Origin of the sequence: Enterococcus sp. DIV2402, from assembly GCF_017426705.2 — a bacterium.
Lineage (GTDB): Bacteria > Bacillota > Bacilli > Lactobacillales > Enterococcaceae > Enterococcus_F > Enterococcus_F lowellii.
On sequence record NZ_CP147251.1, the window covers coordinates 2,999,528 to 3,018,596 of the forward strand.

Sequence of the window (19,069 nt, forward strand, 5' to 3'; positions counted from 1 at the left end):
TTGTGAATTATCGCACCTCTGTTTTGTTATTGATTATGAAATTGGGCATTGTAAAGCTTACGGTAATGACCATTTTTCGCCATTAATTGCCCATGTGTCCCTTCTTCAAGGATACCATTTTCACTCATTACAATAATTCTTGTCGCATGTTTAATGGTTGCTAAACGGTGAGCGATGATCAAAGTCGTGCGACCTTCTGCTAAAGAATTTAATGATTCTTGAATCACTTGTTCCGTTTCAGTATCTAGGGCAGAAGTTGCTTCATCTAAAATTAAGATTGGCGGATTCTTTAAGAACATACGAGCAATCGCCACACGTTGACGTTGTCCACCTGATAATTTTACTCCACGCTCTCCAATTACCGTATCCAATCCTTGACTCATTTGAGCAACGACTCCTTCTAAATGCGCCAATTTCACTGCTCGTAAAATGTCTTCTTCTGTCGCATCTAAATCGCCATAAGCGATATTTTCACGAATTGTTCCTGGGAACAAGAAAACATCTTGCTGAACCGTACCGATTTGGTGGCGTAAAGAAGTCAACGTCATATCTTGGATGTCAATGCCATCAATCGTAATTTGACCGCCCGTTACATCATAAAAACGTGGCAATAAATTACATAACGTGGTTTTTCCTGAACCACTTTGACCAACAAACGCCACCGTCTCTCCTGCTTGGATATCTAATGAAATATTTTCCAATACTTTTGTATCGTCAGCATATGCAAACGAAACATTTTTATACGAAATATCTCCGGTTAAATGCCCAACAGGTTGCGCCCCTGGTTTGTCTTTAATCAAAGGTTCTTTATCTAACTCTTCAGTTAACCGTTTGAAACCAGCAATTCCTTTAGGATAGCTTTCAATCATAATATTTACTTTTTCAATTGGACGTACAAACACATTGGATAATAAGATAAAGCCAACAAATTGACCATTTGTTAATTCACCTTGAATCGTATAATAGGCACCAAAAATTAAAGCAAATAAATTAATCAAACGAATCATCAAATAATTGTAGGCAGAACTAATCCCCATTACTTTATAAAATACAATTTTTGACCGACGATATAATTCACTTAGTCCATTGAAACGTGCTGCTTCATAATCTTCTTTAGCAAATGATTGCGTCACACGAATACCACTAACTGCCGCTTCAACACCTGAATTAAATTCACCCAAATTATCATAAATATCTGTATTGACTTGAGTCATCTTTTTATTAAAGAACACCAAAGCAATCGTAATTAATGGAATTAAAGCAAATGTCGCAAGTGCTAAGCCTACATGCATTTGCATCATTAAAATAAATGATCCTACTAACGTCATTATTGTGATAAAAACATCTTCTGGACCATGATGGGCTACTTCAGAAATTTCAAACAAATCGGTCGTTAACCGACTGATGACCTTCCCAGTTTTTTGGTTATCATAATACTCAAATGATTGCTTTTGCAGATGACCAAATAATTCTCGACGCATATCTGTTTCTATATTAACACCGAGTTTATGCCCATAATAGACAACAATGTATTGCAAAATCGTATTGACAATATAAAAAAGCAAGAGACCTAAACACGCCCAAATGACATAACGAAAATTATTTTGTGGCATGATTTTATCAATCACTTGATTTACTGCCACTGGAAAAGCTAACTCTAATAATCCCGCCAAAACAGCACAACAAAAATCCAATAAAAATAACGACTTATACGGTCGGTAATAACTAAAAAATCTTTTTAACATGTAATTCCTCCTTTCACATAAAATCAATTATAGAGAAACCACTGAATAAAAGCAAAAAGACAAACTCAAAAAAAACAAGTGTTTGGAAAGGTTTTTCATAAAATCTTTCCAAACACTGATTTAAGTAAGACGTAATTGTGCAATTTCTTGACGATACTTTTCTTCTGCCAAGGGGTGTTGCTCCTTAGGAAATGGCAATGGGTTGCCTTCAATAGCACTTTTCAACTGAGGAAGAACTAAAGACCACCCCGCAATGTCACGATGCCATGCTGGAAATTCTGGTGGTAACTTTTCACTAAATTTTAAAAGGGTTCCTTGTTCTTCATTTATCTCAAAACAGACTTCGCCACTCGCCCATTGGAAGGCTAATTTTTTACCTGACTCAAATGCAATAATTGGCATCGTTAAGGTTTCATTGGGCAAAATAAATTTCAGATACCCCGTTTCCGACAGTTCACCTATTTGAATTTCAGTAAACCATAAGGACAATCGTTCATCGGTCGTTAAAAAAGCCCATACACTTTCTTTATCTGCCTCAATCTCTAACCAAAAATCCACATAAAGTGTCTCATCGACGATTTTTAATTGTTCATTCATTTGTTTGCCCCTTTTCTAAAAAAAGCAACGCGCGTTAGTTATGAGTTACATCCAACTGATAAATCACATTATCACTGAATTATTTTCCACCAGTTGATAAATAGTTTTGTAAAGATTCAGCTAGGTTACGAACATTGCGTGTTTGTACGTAAACAGTTCCTGAACCGTTAAATTCATTTACAATTCCTTCTCCTGAAGTAAAACCAAACATTCCAGAAGCGATACGAATGTTATAATCCAAATCAGCAGACCAAGCTAAGACATGTTCATTGTCTACAGTCAACGGCTTGCCAGGTTCAACCGTTAATTCTACTATATCGCCAAAACTTGAAATTAATAAATCACCTGTCCCAGATGTTTCCATAACGAATAAACCGCCTGTTCCCGCAAAAATTGCTTTGCCCACATCTTGGCGTACCATATTGTAATGAACAGATGAATCAGAAGCTAAATAGGCACCTGTATTCAAACGATATTGTGTCACGCCAATGGTTAGTTTTTCAATTTTTCCGATATTACTCGGTGCCACAGCAAGTTCCGCTCCGTTTCCAGTTGCAGTTGCTTCAGTGATAAACATTGATTCTCCTGAAGTAATCGAACGACCAATTGCAGACATCAATCCACCCAAACCAGAACGATTGTTGCTATTCATTCTACCTTTGATTTCAACATTCCGCGAATAGGCCATTGCTCCTCGTTCAATATTAATAACATCGCCACGCTCCATCTGAATGACAGCCATTGGATAAGCTGTACCACCTGTTAATTCAAAGTTCATTGTAACGCCTCCTTAATTATGTTGCTACTTTTTTATTATAGCAGATAATATTAAGATACGTGAAAAATGGCTATACAGAAGGGTATTTCTTATCACGAAAAAAACAAAAAACACCAAAACGAACCTGTCATTTTGGTGTTTTTTTCTATTCCTCGCCGACACTTAAAATTAAGCGAATGTCGTCTTCGGTCATTTGTTGGAGTTGTGTTTCATTGCCTTGAATCACTCGTTGGAACAATTCACGTTTTTCTTGTTGCAAAGAATTCATTCGTTCTTCAATTGTTCCTTCCGCAATCATTCGCCAAACTTCAACAACCCGTTTTTGTCCAATACGATGGGCACGTCCGGCAGCTTGTTCTTCTACTGCTGGGTTCCACCACAAGTCATACAAGATGACCGTATCGGCACCGGTCAAGTTCAAGCCTGTACCACCAGCTTTTAAAGAAATCAAGAAAACGTCTTTTTCCCCTGCATTGAACGCATCCACCATTTCAATTCGTTCTTTAGGTGGTGTACTTCCTCGCAAATAAAAGGTCTCTAACCCTAATTCGTTTAATTCTTCTTCAATAATTGACAGCATGCTTGTAAATTGTGAGAACAATAAAACCCGACGATTATTTTCTTTTGCAGCTTGAATCAAATCTTTTACCTGTTCCAGTTTTCCTGAACCACCTGCATAGTCTTCAATAAATAATTTCGGATCACAACAGATTTGGCGCAGACGAGTTAACCCTGCAAGAATGCTAATTCGATTTTTCTTAAAGGTTGCTGAATCCATACTTGAAATCTCTTCGCGCATTTGACGCAAGTAAGCCAAATAAACCGTTTTTTGTTCTTCGGTTAATGCACTATAATAATTGGTTTCAATTTTTTCTGGCAAGTCTTTTAATACAGTGCGCTTATCTCGACGTAAAATAAACGGTTGAATCATTCCCGCAATTTGTTCTGTCGATAATTCTCGATAGCGCTGTTTACTTGGGAAAAAGCCTGGCATAATCATTTGGAACAATGCCCATAATTCTTCTAAATTGTTTTCAATTGGCGTCCCACTCAACGCAAAACGATGATCCACTTTTAATGAACGTAAGGCTTGGGCGGTTTTCGTGCTACTATTTTTCACCATTTGAGCTTCATCTAAAATTAAATAACCGATTTCACGTTCACGATAACTATCAATATCTTGGCGTAAACTGGCGTAAGATGTAATCCAGACATCTGCTTGTTGATTCATAATTTGTTCACGTTCGTCTTTATTTCCGCTAACGACAATCGCTCGCAAGGTAGGTGCAAATTTTTTGATTTCTTGATGCCAGTTATAAGTTAAACTCGCAGGTGCCACAATTAGCACTTGAATCGTCTGATGTTCTTCTTTTTCTGACAGCAAATAACTAATCGTTTGTAACGTTTTCCCTAAGCCCATTTCATCGGCTAAAATACCACCAAACTGGTAGTGACTTAACATTTTTAACCAACGAAAACCAGCAACTTGATATTCACGAAGTTCGGCTTGTAAATGCTGAGGCAACTCCGTATTATAAGCTTCTGGATGCGTCAAATCCGTCACCATTTTGTCAAAACCTTCACTGAAATTCGCATGATCTGCTAACTGTTGTTGAATTTGTAATCCTTGATTTAAAGGAATTTTGGCAATTCCTTTTTCCGTTTGGATATTTTCGCGTAATTGCGCTAAAATTCGACTCGTTTCTTGGAACTCTTCTGAATCTAAGGCTAAAATTTGCCCATTTTCCATAGTATAAAATTGGTCATTACGCAACAAACTTTGTAATACTTCATCAATTTCATTTTGAGCAATTCCTGAGATGTCAAAACTCACATCCAACCAAGAACCAGCTTCTCTCACTTCAATCTGTGGCTGAAACTTACGTCCATCTAAATAACGTTCGCGCAATTTTTTACCCATGCGAATGTCACCTAATTGACGTAAAAATGACAATTCACGGGTAAAGAAACGATAGAGCGCTTCGCCTTCTGGTAAAGGCTTTTGCCAACCTGTTTCTGTTCGTGAGAAATCCAAACTTTTCGCTAGCAATTCAATTCGTTGCTCTTGTTTATAATCACGTAAAACTTCGGCATGATTTTCAGGAACGAGTTGATGGGATTCGTCGGTAGAATAAACGACATCCCCATAGACATAGTCTGCCCGCATATCAATATTTCCTTGGCGTTTTTTCAAGTAGAAAACTACATGTAATTTCTCATCACTGATATAATTATATACTTCTTCTGAGATGTGAACTTCGCCAATTCTGCGTAAGAGTGGCAACACTTGTTTAAATAGAATCGATAATTCGTGCTTCGGATAAGCGATGACTGGTTTTTCTAAGCGTTTTAGTAATTGTTCCATCGTTAAATAAATATCGAAATCTTTTACACTTAACGCATACACTTGTTCATTCACAATGCCCCAACCATAATATTTATAAACAAGGTCGAAATTCTGTTCAATCCGTAGCTCAAATTGTTCTGCTACGCGTGCCAATGAAAATCGCAACGGTTGTTCCTCATCAGTAAAATGTAAGGTACGTAATTTCTCATTTTCAGTTTGTAATAAAAATGGAAATTGTATCATCTGCTCAACCACTTCGCGCGCTGATTCGACAGGCAACAAGAGATATTTCTTATCTAATTTGCCTTTCACTTGAATTCCAGCTTGACCCATTAATTGTTGAGTTTGCGCCAAATGAGAAAGACGCATTAAAAATGAATTGGTTGCCTCGTCAAAAGCCTGATGAGCAAGGGAAAAACTATTTTGCTTATTTGCTACATACAATTTTTCTTCATCATATACTTGTAAAAATTTATAAATGTTCTTAATGACGTAGCTGCGACCATTGCGTTCTCCAATTTTTAATGAAATACCTAAAACATCTAATTCATAGCGATATGGATTGGTTGGCAAACTATCTAATTGGCATTCAATTGCAAGTGGTATCGCCTTTCTTTCTGATTCATTCGCTAAACGATGAAAACCATTCGAAAACATGACAGATGGCGAAAAAGTTTCGACTTTTTGAATCTCACTTTTGGGAATCATGCGCGTTTTTCCTTCTTTACGCAAATAAAGTTCAACAGCTACTGTATGTTTGCAATAATGATGTTCTTCCCAATAAGGACACTGACAATAGTCTTCTTCTTTTGCACTAGTATCAAGGTCAATTCGATACAATTCACTCCCTAAAACTTCTGCATGCCATACTTGATTTTCTGGATCAGGAGTTACCGATAACACCCGCCCATCGTTCAGATAGGTTCTTGCTTTTTCGATGATTTTTTCTGGAATACTCCATTTCATATCATTTATTCCTCCCCACTACACCACTTGACTCTTAATATGGCTTTGACCGCTTCCATTTGTTTGGACAATTAATTGTTGTTGAATACGATCTTTTAATTCTCTGACGTGACTGATAATTCCAATCATTCGTCCTTCATTTTCAATAATTTCTAAAGCTTCCATCGCCATTTCTAGTGATTCTTCATCCAATGAACCAAATCCTTCATCGATAAAAAGTGCTTCGATGGCAATACCACCGGCACGATTTTGAATAACATCGGCTAACGACAAAGCTAAAGCTAAAGCAGCAATAAAACTTTCGCCTCCTGATAACGTATGCGCACGTCGGCTCATACCAGCATTATCATCATAGATATTAATTTCTAATCCTGTAGAACTTCGATAACTCCCCTTTTTGTTTGCTAATAAAAATTGATAACGGCCTCTTGTTAATTTACTGAGTCGTTGATTAGCAACTGCTAAAATCTCTGCTAAGAATGATTGTAACACATATCGTTCAATACTAATTTTTTCAGGATTGTCCCCATTTAACGTTTGCGAAAGTTGTTGCAATTGACTCATTTCTGCTACTTGTTCGGATGATTGCAAGGACAATGTTTGTAATTCTTGTAACAACTGACGATTGCTTTGGAGCGTTTCCTCTTGCTGGATAATTTGAGTTTGTAATGCGGTCATTTCCTGTTCGGCTAAATCATATTGTTCTTGCAAATAAGTCACATCTGGTTGTTTATCAACAATCAGACGCTCTAAATCCTGTAAACGTCTTTTAATCACCGTTACTTCTTGATGATACGATGTTAATTTTTCTTGCAGGCTTGGTAAAATCGCAATCTCTTCGTAGGCTAGGCGCATCGCTTCTTCTGAATCAAAAACACTGTCATTTAGTGCTTGTTGCAATTTTTTTTCTTGTTCGTATTTTTTTTCAGCAAGCATTTGTAATTGCTGTGTTTGTTGTTGCTGACGCTCATGTAAGCTAATAAATTCCGTCGTTAATTCTTCGCCTTGCACCTGATACTTTTCCAAGCGCTGCTGATTAGTATTTATTTGTTGTTGCAGTTCAGTGATTTCAGCTATCAATTCAGCTTGTGTCTGATAGTCCAATTGTTGTTGCAACGTTTGAATTTCTAAAGAAATAGGTTGTACAACGTGTTCAAGTTTTTGGAATTCTTGATTGACTGTCTGATACTTCGCGGTCACTTGACTCAATTCTTCCTCAATTACTTGTTGCTCATTCATTTTTTGTTCCAATCGTGCTTGTGCTTGCATCACTGTTTCTTGGAAAAGTTGCACGCGTTCACTTGGATGATCAAATTCCTCATTTAAGAGCTTCACCATTTCTTGATGCAGTCTCCTACAATTATTGTTGAGCGTTGTTTTTTGCATCATCAGCTCATGTTGTTTTTCCTGCAAGGTTTGTTGCTGATAACGAACAGTCTGGTACGCCTCTTCTTTTGCTCGTAATACTTGAGTCGTTTCTTCAACTAAGCGTTCACTTGTTGCAAGTTCGTCTTCAGATACCGTTTGTTCCTTGTGCACATGCGTTGTTGAACCGCAAACGGGACACGGTTCTCCATCAACTAGCAATAACTGCAAACGGGCAATTTGTAGCTTGGCATATTCACTCTGCTGTTGTTTAAACAACTCACGAAGTTCTGTAACATCTTCATCAAGTCTGTTTATTTTTTCTATAGTAGTGTGCATTGTTTGTTCATTTGTTTGAAGCTGCTGTTGAACGGTGGCTAATTGCTGTTGTTCCTCTTGCCAGCGTTCGACTTTAGCTGTCAATTGAACGAGCTGCAGTTCCTTTACTTGCAACACTTCTTTTTCTTCTGAAAGTGTTGAAATACGGGCTGCTTCAAGGGCAATTTGTTGATCTTGATAATCGGCAACTTGCTTTTGAAGCTCAGCTAAAACTTGCTTTTGTGCAACCTCTTTTTCTTGTAATTCTTGAACTTTTTTTGCTAAAGGCACTAAATTTTCAAGTCGTTGTTGCTCCTTTTGTTGCCTCGTTACTTGTTCTTGCAACTGATTCATAGTTGTTTTTTCGGCTTCCCAATCGGTCTGGGCGTGTTTATTTTTACTTACTAATTGCGTTAACTCTAGCAACAAGGTATCAATTGTCGCATGTTCTTTGCGACATTCGTCTAAGTTGTGCAAGAGATTTAGATGTTTTTCAACCCAAGATAAGCGGTCAACGGTTGTTTGTATCGTTGCGATTTCGGCTGTTTGTGCCTCAAGAACTGCATATTTTTCAGTTAACTCCGCTTGTTCCAGGCATAATTTTGATTGTTCTTTTCCAGTATATAAAGCTGTTTCGGCTTGCTTTTTCGTGTCTTTTGCGCGTTCAAAGTCTACCTTTAATTGCTTTTGGCGATTTACTAGTTGCTCAATAATTTCTTGCCAATCACTTAATGTTTCTTGCACAGAAACAAACGTTTTTTCTTCCTCCAGCCATTGGAACCGTGGCAATAAAGCTTCCATTTGATGGTATTTTTTGCTCAATGATTGGTCCATATTTTTTTGTTTTTGTCGGAACCATTCATTTAAGCGCTGATACAGCTCAGTACCAAATAGATTGCGCAGTAATTTTTCTTTTTCACTACTAGAAGCAATTAAAAAGTTACGAAATTCGCCTTGTGGTAACAAAATAATTTGGAAAAATTGTTTGGCATCCACATTCAATAAATCTTTGATAAACTGATCAACTTCGGTACGTTTCGTATATTGCTTTTGTTCTTGCATTTGACCGTCATAAATCGTTAGACGCACTTTAGCGGTTTGTTTTTTTGTTCCATCGCCACGTTTCTTCTGAACTTCTTGTTCTGGAGAACGCTCAATTTCATAAAAAAATCCTTGATGCTCAAAACAAAAAGTCACCGATGTTTCTTCTTCTGGCGTTGCAAACATCGAACGCATTTCTTTTCCTGAACGTAGCTGTCCAGAAGTTTCACCAAACAAAGCAAACGTCATACCGTCAAAAATGGTGGTTTTTCCTGCACCGGTTTTCCCACTAATTAAAAAGAGACCTGCTTCCTGAAAATCGCCAAAGTCCACTGATTCATGAATGAATGGACCAAAATTTTTCATTGTTAATGTTCTCGGCTGCATGTTAGTCCCTCTTTTCTGTATCTAATGCTGTTTGTAACCCTTCTGATAACCACTTGGATTGTTTTTCAGTTAGGGTCTCACCCGTTATTTCTTCAAAAAAAGTCGTGATAACTTGTTGAGGATTTTGTTCACGTTGTCGTTCAAGAAATGGCTGTGACGTTTCGCGACCATTCAATCGTTCCACACTTAAAATATATGGATAAACTTCGCGTAATTGATTCATCATATTTGGAATCACGGCCCGATCAGTTAAGGAAATTTGCCAAAACTGTTCTCGATTTAACTGTTGATAAAAGGCCGGTTGTAATAATTCATCAAACGAGGCCTCGATCGATTGGATATCACGTAAAGGTGGTAGTGCATGAAACGCAGGAATCAGTTCATCTGTATCGATAATCCAAACACCTTTTTCATCATTGATTTCTGATAAAGAAAATTTTAATGGTGAACCACTATACCGCACGTTACCTTTTGTCAATGCGTTTTTAGAATGTAAATGCCCTAAAGCAACATAATCAAATTTTTCTAATAATTCATACGGCACACTGTTTAATCCACCCACTTCAATCGGCGTTTCTGAATCCGTTCGTAAACCACCCGCAATGAAAAAATGAGTTACTAATACCTGTTTCTTCGTAGTGTCAAACAATGTCTCCATTTCAGTAATTACTCGTTTCATGGCAGCTTGAATCGTCGTTAAACGTTCATCGTCAAAATATAAGCGAGCTGCAATCGGTTCGAAGTAAGGCAAAAGGAAAAATTGGGTGTCTGCCATTTCAATAGGATGAAACGCTTCGCTCAATTGCGTATGCAAATAAAAATCAGTTTCTTTAAACCACGGTGATCCCGTCGCTAAGCGTCCACTTGAATCATGATTGCCTGAAATAGCTAACACCGGAATTTTTTTCTCAAGATTTATTTCAATCAATTTTTGATTTAACAGTTCCACAGCTTCGACACTAGGAACAGAGCGATCGTACAAATCACCCGCAATAACAATCGCATCTACGGCTTCTTCTTGTGCTAAGCGTATAATTTTGTCAATGCTATCTCGTTGATCGGCTAATAAATCGTATCCATGAAGTTTTTTCCCAATATGCCAATCGGCTGTATGTAAAAATCGCACGCATTTCACCTCTTAAAAATGTTCTTCTCATTATTATAACACTTTCTGCTCTTTGTCTCTAAAGAAAAAAGGCATCTTAGCTTTTGCTAAGATACCTTTTGGCCTATTTATTTGGTTCATAATGAAAATCTGGATTAACTTCTTTATCTAACTGATCAAACGCGTCTTGAATCCGGCGTTCTACTTCTGCTAATCCTTCGTCATTCATCTTTTTAATATCACTTAAATCAATTGGCTCACCAAAGCGAACAGTCACCCGTTTACGTTTAAATAAATCTTTTAATGTCAGTGGTCCTTGATAAACAGAAGGGACGACACGAACTTTAGCCATCTTAGCAATGACTGCCATACCACCTTTTAAAGCAGTTGAATGTCTCGTTCCACTTGGAAACATAATTAAACTCAAATCCGTATCTTTCAAAATTTTGACAGGTGTTTTAATGGCACTCGGTCCTGGTTTGTCACGTTTCACAGGAAATGCATTGGATTTCACCAAAATAAATCGTAAAACCGGATTTTTGAACAACTCTTCTTTTGCCATAAAAGCAAATTTTTTCGGTCGGGCTGCAATTGCTAAATACAAAGGATCCCACCATGTACGGTGTGGTGCAACTAAAATATAATTCTCATCGTTAGGTAGTAATTTTCTTTGCTCGTAGTGAGCATTCCCATTTACTACAAATAAAATGACGCGTATAACGCCACGCATAAATGTAAAAAACATACGCTCGTTCCTTTCATACTCATTAAATGTAGTATGCAGAAAAAAAACGCTGTTGACAAGTTTTTTCTACTCTTTAATGTAAGAAGTATCATTAACAGATTCAACTGTATATTTACCGTCTTTGTAAATAACTTTTGAAATACTTGCATTTTCAATCATTGTTGGATTAGAAGTCGGATCTAGCGCATACAACAATTTAATGATGCTATTTCCGTGGAAAACAACGAGAATATCTTTTTCGCCATTCTTTTGAGCGACTTTAATAATATCATCTGTCCCCGCAACCAAACGATCGATTACTTCCTTGCTACTTTCTGCTGGCCACCCCATTTCGGAAGCATCTTTTTTGGCATCAATATCATGCAATGCATCAGATAATAAACGAATCGAACCAATCGTATCTGTTTGCAGCATTTCTAATAATTCATCTAAAGTAATACCTGCCTCTTCTGCGGCAGCTGCTGCCATTTCCATATTAGGTTTGGCTTCGTAAGAACCAAAATTTGCTTCTCTAAATCGAGCATCTTCATTGATTGGTAACTCTTGACCGCTATGCTCTAAAATTAATTTAGCAGTTTCGCGAGCACGACCAGCATCACTACTATACACACTATCAAAGGTAATCTTCTGTTCCTTTAAGCCTTCACCCAATTTCTCAGCCACTTCAATTCCTTCAGGTGTTAACGGTGAATCCACCCAACCTTGTGAGATATCCATGGTGTTTAACATTGTTTTGCCATGGCGTGTCAAATATAAGGTGATTTCCTCTTCTTTTGGCGCACTTGATTCAGCTGAGGAAGCCGCATCTCCTCCATTTGAACATCCCATTAAACCTACTCCCACAAATCCTAAAATAACACCTAAAATTAATTTTTTCATCGTTGCTCTCCTTTCGAATGGTAAGCGTTTTCAATAATTCTCAAAAATAATTTCAGACATTCCTGCCTGAAATTATTTTATTATTTAATTGGGAACAATAGTTAAGAAATCTTCGCCTGGTAGAATTTCTGTTTGTTCCATATCTAATACATCTAGATATTCATTTGTATTCGTTACAACAACTGGCGTAATGATTGGTAAACCTGCTGCCTTGATTTTTTCAATATCAAATGTAACTAATAAATCACCCTTTTTAACAGTATCGCCTTGTTTGATGGCTGTTTCAAAGCCCTCACCTTCAAGACTAACTGTGTCCATCCCAATATGCATCAATACTTCTGCACCATCAGTCGTTGTTAAACCAACCGCATGACCTGTTGGGAATAAAGTTGTAACTGTCCCATCTGCTGGAGCAAATAATTTCCCAACAACTGGTTCTATTGCGACACCTTTTCCTAAAGCGCCAGAAGCAAATACTTGGTCAGGAACTTGAGCTAGAGGAACAATTTTCCCTTCTAATGGGCTTACTAAGACTGTACGTTCTTTAGCGATTGTTCCAGTCGCAGCTGGAGCTTTTGGTTTTGCAATTGCTGTTTCTACTGGATCATCAAAACGAAGAATATATGTTAGAATGAAGGCTAAAACGAAAGCACCGCCCATACCAATTGCAGCTGCAATCATTCCTGACATATCTTTTGTATCTTGTGGAATAAATCCTGGCAAACTCAAAACACTAACTAAACCAAATGTATAGTTGGACACATTACTAAAACCGATAAACGCTCCACCAATAGCACCCGAAATACACGCTGCGATAAATGGTTTTTTCAATGGTAGTGTAACCCCATATACTGTTGGTTCTGTAATTCCAAAAATTGCTGTAATCGTTGAAGAAAGAGCTAAACCTTTTAATTTAACGCTCTTCGTAATAAAGAAGACTGCTAATGCAGCACCACCTTGTGCTAATACAGCAGGTAGTAACATTGGTACCATCGTATCAAAACCAACTTGGCCTAAGTTCACCATCATAATTGGTACAAAGCCCCAATGCATACCGAACATAACGAATACTTGCCATAAACCACCCATGACAGCTCCTGCAACAAGTGGACTAAAGTTATAGATGCCATTGTAAGCAGAGCCTAACCAATCACCAATAATTGTACCTAAAGGACCAATTGCAATAAATGTTACAGGTGCCATAATTAAGAAAACTAATAATGGGACAGCAATAATTTGTAAGAAACTAGGAACTACTTTCTTAAAGAAGCGTTCGATATGACTTTGAACATAAACAGCTAAAATAATTGGAATAACTGATGATGTATATCCACTTAAACCTAAAATAACTGGAATACCAAAGAACGAAATACTTTCACCTGCACCTGCCAAAGCAGTAATTGATGGATGAACTAAGGCCATCGCTAAAGAAACCGCTAAAAATGGACTTGTTTTAAATTTATTAGCTGCCGTAAATGCTAAAAGAATTGGTAAATAAGTAAATAAACCATCGGCAACTGAGAACAAGATAACGTAAACACCTGATTCAGCTAGAATCCAGTTTAGAGTAACTGCTAATGTCAAGAATCCTTTTAAGACCCCTGCCCCGGCCATTGCTCCTAAGAAAGGTGTAAAAATAGAAGAAATAATATCGACAAATTGATTAAAAATATTTCCTTTTTTACCAGCTGATTCAGCAGCATCTCCGCCACCAAAATTAGCTAGTGATGTCAACTCTTGATAAACATCACTTACATGACTACCAATAACGACTTGATATTGTCCTCCACTTTGCACAACTTGAATAACATCATTGTCTTGTTTTAAACGCTCTGTATCAGCCTTTCCTTCATCTTTTAAAACAAAACGTAAACGTGTCGCACAATGAACCACACTGTTCACATTTTCTTTACCGCCAACAGCATCTAGGACGCGAGCAGCAATTTCACTATTTTTACTCATTTTCTTTCTCTCCTTTATAGTTTTTCTATGCAAAAAAACCTAGACTGAAAAAAGAGTACGAAAAAATAGCTACGTTCGTGCTCTATTTTCAATCTAGGTTTTGCCTGTCTGTCAGTAACAATCCTATAATGATTGAATGTTATTTTTTATCTGTCACCACTCGTTCAATATGAATGGTTAGATAGATTTTTTCTGATTGACCTAATGATTTTCCATAAGCTTTAATTAAATAGTCGTCAATACGCTCAACTGTTTGATATGCTTTAGGATACTTTGATTGCACTAAAGCAAATAAAAATTCATCTTGTTCATCAGACAACTCATCTTTTAAGTAACGCTGTGCAAAATATTGTAGATGCGTCACAATACGATGATAATTTAGCGATTGTGTATCAAGGGTTTTTCCAAAATAACGACTAATTATCGATAAAATATCGCGCACGATTTCCGTCATTTGCATGGTAGTCTGCATATTGTCATTCCCTTGATGGCTATTGACAATATGAAAAGCAATAAATCCTGCTTCTGTCTCGGGTAATATCGCACCTAAGTCTTGTTCGACTAAAACCAATGCTTTTTGCGCTACTGCAAATTCTTTTGGATAGAATTTTTGTGTTTCCAGCAAGAGCGGATTCGGCATTTCTATTCCTTCTTTTGATCGAACAATAGCGTAATGAATATGGTCTGTCAGCGTAATGTAAATATTATTAGATAATTCTACGTTTAAGTCAGCTTCAACCATATCAACGATTTTCTTCACAGTATCAATTTCATCACTTGGAATATCTGAGAATAATTGCTCCATTTGACGCCCCGTAAAAGAATCTTTTAACACAAATTCTTTTTGAACAAACGACAAATCAATCTCATCTCCAACTTTTTTCTTAAAAGCTAACCCACGGCCCATCAAAATGATTTCTTCTCCAGCATCATTGCTAGAAAGAACAACATTATTATTCAACACTTTATCAATAATCATGGCGACCTCTCTTTATACAACAAAAAAAACCTAGACTCCCCCTAAACAAATTCGTTTGGTTCGTTCTGGTTTTGCCTGCTTTGCAGTAACAATCCGTATCACAAAAATGATATTAACATAAGATTTAGAGAATTGCAATACAAAATGCAACCCTTTTCAATATATTTTTTTATTTATAAAAATAGCGTATAATAAACTCATTATTTTATTATAAAGGAGTCACTTGCATGTATTTAAACGAAGGCGAACGAATTGATCAATTGTACGCAGATGATATTCAAATTATTCAAAGCTCAAAAGTCTTTTCATTTTCACTTGATGCGGTTTTATTGGCCAATTTTCCAGCCATCCCCAAACGTGGAAAGATTGTTGATTTATGCGCAGGAAATGGCGCAGTTGGCTTGTTTATTAGTCGTAAAACAAACGCTCACATCTATCAAATCGAATTACAAGAAAAATTAGCCGACATGGCACAACGAAGCATTCAATTAAATCAATTGGAAGAACAAATGACCGTTTATACGATGGATTTAACAAACGCTTTAACAAAAATCAAAGGGGATTCGGTTGATCTATTAGTCTGTAATCCTCCTTATTTCAAAAATAGTGAGACAGGCATTAAAAATCCGAATCCACATTTGGCGATTGCTCGGCATGAAATTCACACCAGTTTAGATGAAGTCATCCATGTATCGAGTAAACTTTTAAAAACCAATGGACGACTCGCAATGGTTCATCGTCCTGATCGTTTTTTGGATATTATTGACAGCATGCGTCGCCATCGAATTGTTCCCAAACGAATTCAATTTGTCTATCCTAAAGTAGGTAAAGAAGCGAATATTCTATTAATCGAAGGCATAAAAGATGGCAAGCAAGATGGTTTTAAAGTCGCTCCGCCATTAATTACGTATGACCAAGATGGAAACTACAATCCTGAGACAAGGAAAATGCTGTATGGAAACTAAACATTATTTTTATGTCTTAGAATGTAAAGACCAGACCTTTTACGGTGGGTACACAACTGATTTAACGCGACGATTAGCAGAACACAACGCTGGAACGGGTGCTAAATACACTCGATTGGCTCGTCGACGTCCCTTAAAAATGATTCATGCGGAAGTCTTCGAGACTCGCAGCGAAGCAACCAAAGCCGAAGCTGCCTTTAAGAAATTATCTCGTAAACAAAAAGAAATTTATCTTAAAAACAATCCGTCGCTTTCCGTTCTAGATGAAAAAAGCGTGTCTTCAGTTCATTGAAGACACACTTTTTTATTTTACAATTCTTTTGGGTAAGAGCATCCAGATTAAACCAAAGATAAATAATAAGAGAAACAACATTATACATTCCTTCTTTCTGGCGTTTTTTTCACTAATATTCTAGCGAGAGCAACGATTATACATAAGAAACTAACGATAAAATAAAAGACAATATACGGAGAATCACTTCCTGCAATCTCTAAAATACCTTGTAAAATGAAACCATTGATTAAGATTACTATTCCGGCATGGTATAAAAAAGACAACTTTGAATGGTTAACACTTGCTACAACTATCCAGATAATTAGCCCTACGATAGGAACTATCCAGATATAGCGTAAAGCTGGTGAAACGACACCATGACTGAATTGATGATACACAACTTGAAAAATAAATAAGAAAATACTACTTATTACATAACGAATGATAGTTTTGGGAATCATTGATTTTCCTCCTATTCATAACCAAAATACACAATATCGCTAACAGAACGTTCCGAGCTTCCTTGGCCACCCACGGGCGTATTGATAACTTGTCCATTGAAATACAAGGTCGTTGAACCGCCCCCGTCTAAGTTATAGGCTGTTGTGGCACCCACTTGTTGGAATACTTCAGCTAATTGATATAAACTCAATCCTTCACTCTCATCAGTTCGGCCATCTGAGACCACTAACACATAATGGTTTTCACTAATTTGTCCAATGGCAGTTCTTGGATTACTACTCATCGACTGTCCCACTTCAGTGGCAGTATCCACCACGATTTCACTGTTTTCAATTAATGCTGGACCAAACGATAAAACCTGTTGAACACCACTATCTAATAATTCTTGTGCCGATATTTCGCCTTCATCAATAATTGATAAATCGCCATTTTCATCAATGACTAAATCTTCTTGTCCGTCAACGCCACTTTCACGATATAAATTGCCATTACGCAAGACGTAGCCGCTACTTCTAAACCCATAAAAATCACCATTAATCGCTAAAATTGCCTTATTTTCTTCGGCAATCGTCGAAGTTGCTTCCTTAATATTGCGACCATACGTATTTTGTGCCAAAGCAGTCTTCAAATAACTTGGATCAGATACTTGAATATCCACTACATAAGCTGTTGTATTATTAACAACTTGTTCATCAATCGTAAGTTGGATGTTTTCATCGGAATAACTCGTTTCAGTAATAACTGGCTCCGTTGTTTCAGTCGTTTCGTCTGTAGTGGTTGACTCACTTGCAATCTGATTGCTAGCAATCACTGTTTCAGCTTGGGGTAAAACGAACGCCTTTAATAACACATAACTGTCAGCACCTATCAAAAGCAGAATAAATATGCTGACGACTGCCATTTTTTTCTTAAACCATCGCTTCATCTCATGTCCTCCTTTAATTTGCAAAAATCATTCGCCGCTGAATAATAAAACTAGCGATAAATAAACAACTGTCAACCAGGATCTTGCTAATAAACACAGACGATATCATTGTATTAAACCAAGAAACGCCTAACCAACTAAGGAGCAATTGGGTAAGAAACAGGATGCCATATTTCCAAAACGATTGACGCATACTATGCTGCGAATGAAAAACTACGATACGATTAATTTGATAGTTATAAACTCCAGATAAAATCCGTGCAAACGAGGTCGCAAAAAGTAACGCACCAGCTGATTCTCCAACAATTAAACTTAATAGAACAAATAATGCCAAATCAACGATTGAAGACGAGAGTGACGCAAATAAAAAAGTCACAAGTGGTTTATAAATCAAGAAGGAATCTTGAATCACTCGAAAATGTGAGCCTTGGTTATTTTCTTCATAAACAGTAGTAATGGGGATGGTAGCTAACTGATACCCTTTATGAGGTAGTTCTAATAGCTGATTCATTTCATATTCGAATCGTTCTCCCGAAATCATCAATAATTCAGGAATATCATGCAATGAAAATTTTCGTAAGCCCGTTTGTGTATCTGTTAGCCAAATACCTGTTGATGCATAATACATACACGTTGTCATGCGGTTACCTAACCAGCTACGCAAAGGTGTTTGCTTCAAATAAAACTGACGAACACCTAATAAAAGTTTCCCTGAAATTGGGAGATAGTGATCAATCATTTGCTGAATGTCGGCTAGCGTATGTTGCCCATCGCTATCGGCTGTCACTAACCAACGTGCAGCGGGATAATTGTCCATAATATAGGTCATGCCATGCTTCAATGCATATCCTTTTCCATGATTCTCTGAGTAGGACAATACGGTAATGCCTAACGTTTGCATTTCTTCAAATAAAAACTGATATTTTTCACCACTTCCATCATCAACAACAACAATTGGAACAGTGCTAGCTTCTGTTAACACTCGAAGAAAAGCGAGTGTCTGTTCATCCGGTTGATAACTGGGGATCAATAAGACGGTTTCTTTCATCGGTAACTCCTCCATTCAATGTAGTGATATCTTTGATTATACGAAGTTACCTTAAAGTCACCTTAAAACAAAAAGGCCTTTTGAATGTTATTCAAAAGACCATCGCTAAAAATGGGTACGAAGAATATTTAGTCATAAAGTACTTAGAACCAGCTTTTGTTTCATTTTTTGATGAAAACAA

General features: G+C 37.1%; 15 protein-coding genes. 2 read left to right on the top strand and 13 right to left on the bottom strand.

Annotated elements, in window-relative coordinates:
- Positions 1–26: 26 nt before the first annotated feature.
- From DOK78_RS14685 to licT, 10 genes are all read right to left on the bottom strand, one after another.
- On the bottom strand, positions 27–1,745 hold the full coding sequence (locus DOK78_RS14685; protein WP_207942128.1) for an ABC transporter ATP-binding protein: 1,719 nt from the start codon (positions 1,743–1,745) through the stop codon (positions 27–29).
- 120 nt (positions 1,746–1,865) lie between these two features.
- Positions 1,866–2,342 carry an ATPase gene (locus tag DOK78_RS14690; protein ID WP_207942127.1) on the bottom strand — a complete coding sequence of 159 codons (477 nt, stop codon included), beginning with the start codon at positions 2,340–2,342 and terminating at the stop codon, positions 1,866–1,868.
- 79 nt (positions 2,343–2,421) lie between these two features.
- On the bottom strand, positions 2,422–3,120 hold the full coding sequence (locus DOK78_RS14695) for a TIGR00266 family protein (protein WP_207942126.1): 699 nt from the start codon (positions 3,118–3,120) through the stop codon (positions 2,422–2,424).
- A gap of 145 nt (positions 3,121–3,265) precedes the next feature.
- Entirely contained in the window at positions 3,266–6,433 is a 3,168-nt protein-coding gene (locus DOK78_RS14700; RefSeq protein ID WP_207942125.1) for a DEAD/DEAH box helicase, read from the bottom strand.
- An 18-nt stretch (positions 6,434–6,451) separates the two neighbouring features.
- Complete coding sequence (locus tag DOK78_RS14705) at positions 6,452–9,544, bottom strand: AAA family ATPase (protein ID WP_207942124.1); 3,093 nt, start codon at positions 9,542–9,544, stop codon at positions 6,452–6,454.
- A gap of 1 nt (position 9,545) precedes the next feature.
- The gene (locus tag DOK78_RS14710; protein WP_207942123.1) at positions 9,546–10,670 is read right to left on the bottom strand and encodes an exonuclease SbcCD subunit D C-terminal domain-containing protein; all 1,125 of its coding nucleotides are present in this window, start codon (positions 10,668–10,670) and stop codon (positions 9,546–9,548) included.
- Between the two features lie 103 nt (positions 10,671–10,773).
- Positions 10,774–11,394, bottom strand: a complete 621-nt coding sequence (locus tag DOK78_RS14715) for a lysophospholipid acyltransferase family protein (protein ID WP_207942122.1) — start codon at positions 11,392–11,394, stop codon at positions 10,774–10,776.
- Between the two features lie 66 nt (positions 11,395–11,460).
- A complete protein-coding gene (locus DOK78_RS14720) occupies positions 11,461–12,273 on the bottom strand; it encodes a histidine phosphatase family protein (protein ID WP_207942121.1) in 813 nt (270 codons plus the stop codon).
- 84 nt (positions 12,274–12,357) lie between these two features.
- The gene (locus DOK78_RS14725) at positions 12,358–14,235 is read right to left on the bottom strand and encodes a beta-glucoside-specific PTS transporter subunit IIABC (protein WP_207942120.1); all 1,878 of its coding nucleotides are present in this window, start codon (positions 14,233–14,235) and stop codon (positions 12,358–12,360) included.
- A gap of 139 nt (positions 14,236–14,374) precedes the next feature.
- A complete protein-coding gene (gene licT / locus DOK78_RS14730; protein ID WP_207942119.1) occupies positions 14,375–15,214 on the bottom strand; it encodes a BglG family transcription antiterminator LicT in 840 nt (279 codons plus the stop codon).
- 227 nt (positions 15,215–15,441) lie between these two features.
- Between licT and DOK78_RS14735 the strand changes: the two genes are divergently transcribed.
- Together DOK78_RS14735 and DOK78_RS14740 are read left to right on the top strand one after the other, a co-directional pair.
- Positions 15,442–16,179, top strand: a complete 738-nt coding sequence (locus DOK78_RS14735; RefSeq protein WP_207942118.1) for a tRNA1(Val) (adenine(37)-N6)-methyltransferase — start codon at positions 15,442–15,444, stop codon at positions 16,177–16,179.
- Positions 16,169–16,471 carry a GIY-YIG nuclease family protein gene (locus DOK78_RS14740; protein WP_207942117.1) on the top strand — a complete coding sequence of 101 codons (303 nt, stop codon included), beginning with the start codon at positions 16,169–16,171 and terminating at the stop codon, positions 16,469–16,471. The genes DOK78_RS14735 and DOK78_RS14740 overlap by 11 nt, the downstream gene beginning before the upstream one ends.
- Before the next feature lie 80 nt (positions 16,472–16,551).
- On the opposite strand, the gene DOK78_RS14745 is transcribed toward DOK78_RS14740, so the two are convergent.
- From DOK78_RS14745 to DOK78_RS14755, 3 genes are read right to left on the bottom strand one after another with little or no spacing between them, the layout of a single operon-like run.
- Positions 16,552–16,914 carry a hypothetical protein gene (locus DOK78_RS14745; RefSeq protein ID WP_207942116.1) on the bottom strand — a complete coding sequence of 121 codons (363 nt, stop codon included), beginning with the start codon at positions 16,912–16,914 and terminating at the stop codon, positions 16,552–16,554.
- Between the two features lie 11 nt (positions 16,915–16,925).
- Entirely contained in the window at positions 16,926–17,840 is a 915-nt protein-coding gene (locus tag DOK78_RS14750; RefSeq protein ID WP_207942115.1) for a phosphodiester glycosidase family protein, read from the bottom strand.
- Between the two features lie 13 nt (positions 17,841–17,853).
- On the bottom strand, positions 17,854–18,888 hold the full coding sequence (locus DOK78_RS14755; protein ID WP_207942114.1) for a glycosyltransferase: 1,035 nt from the start codon (positions 18,886–18,888) through the stop codon (positions 17,854–17,856).
- Between the last annotated feature and the right edge of the window lie 181 nt (positions 18,889–19,069).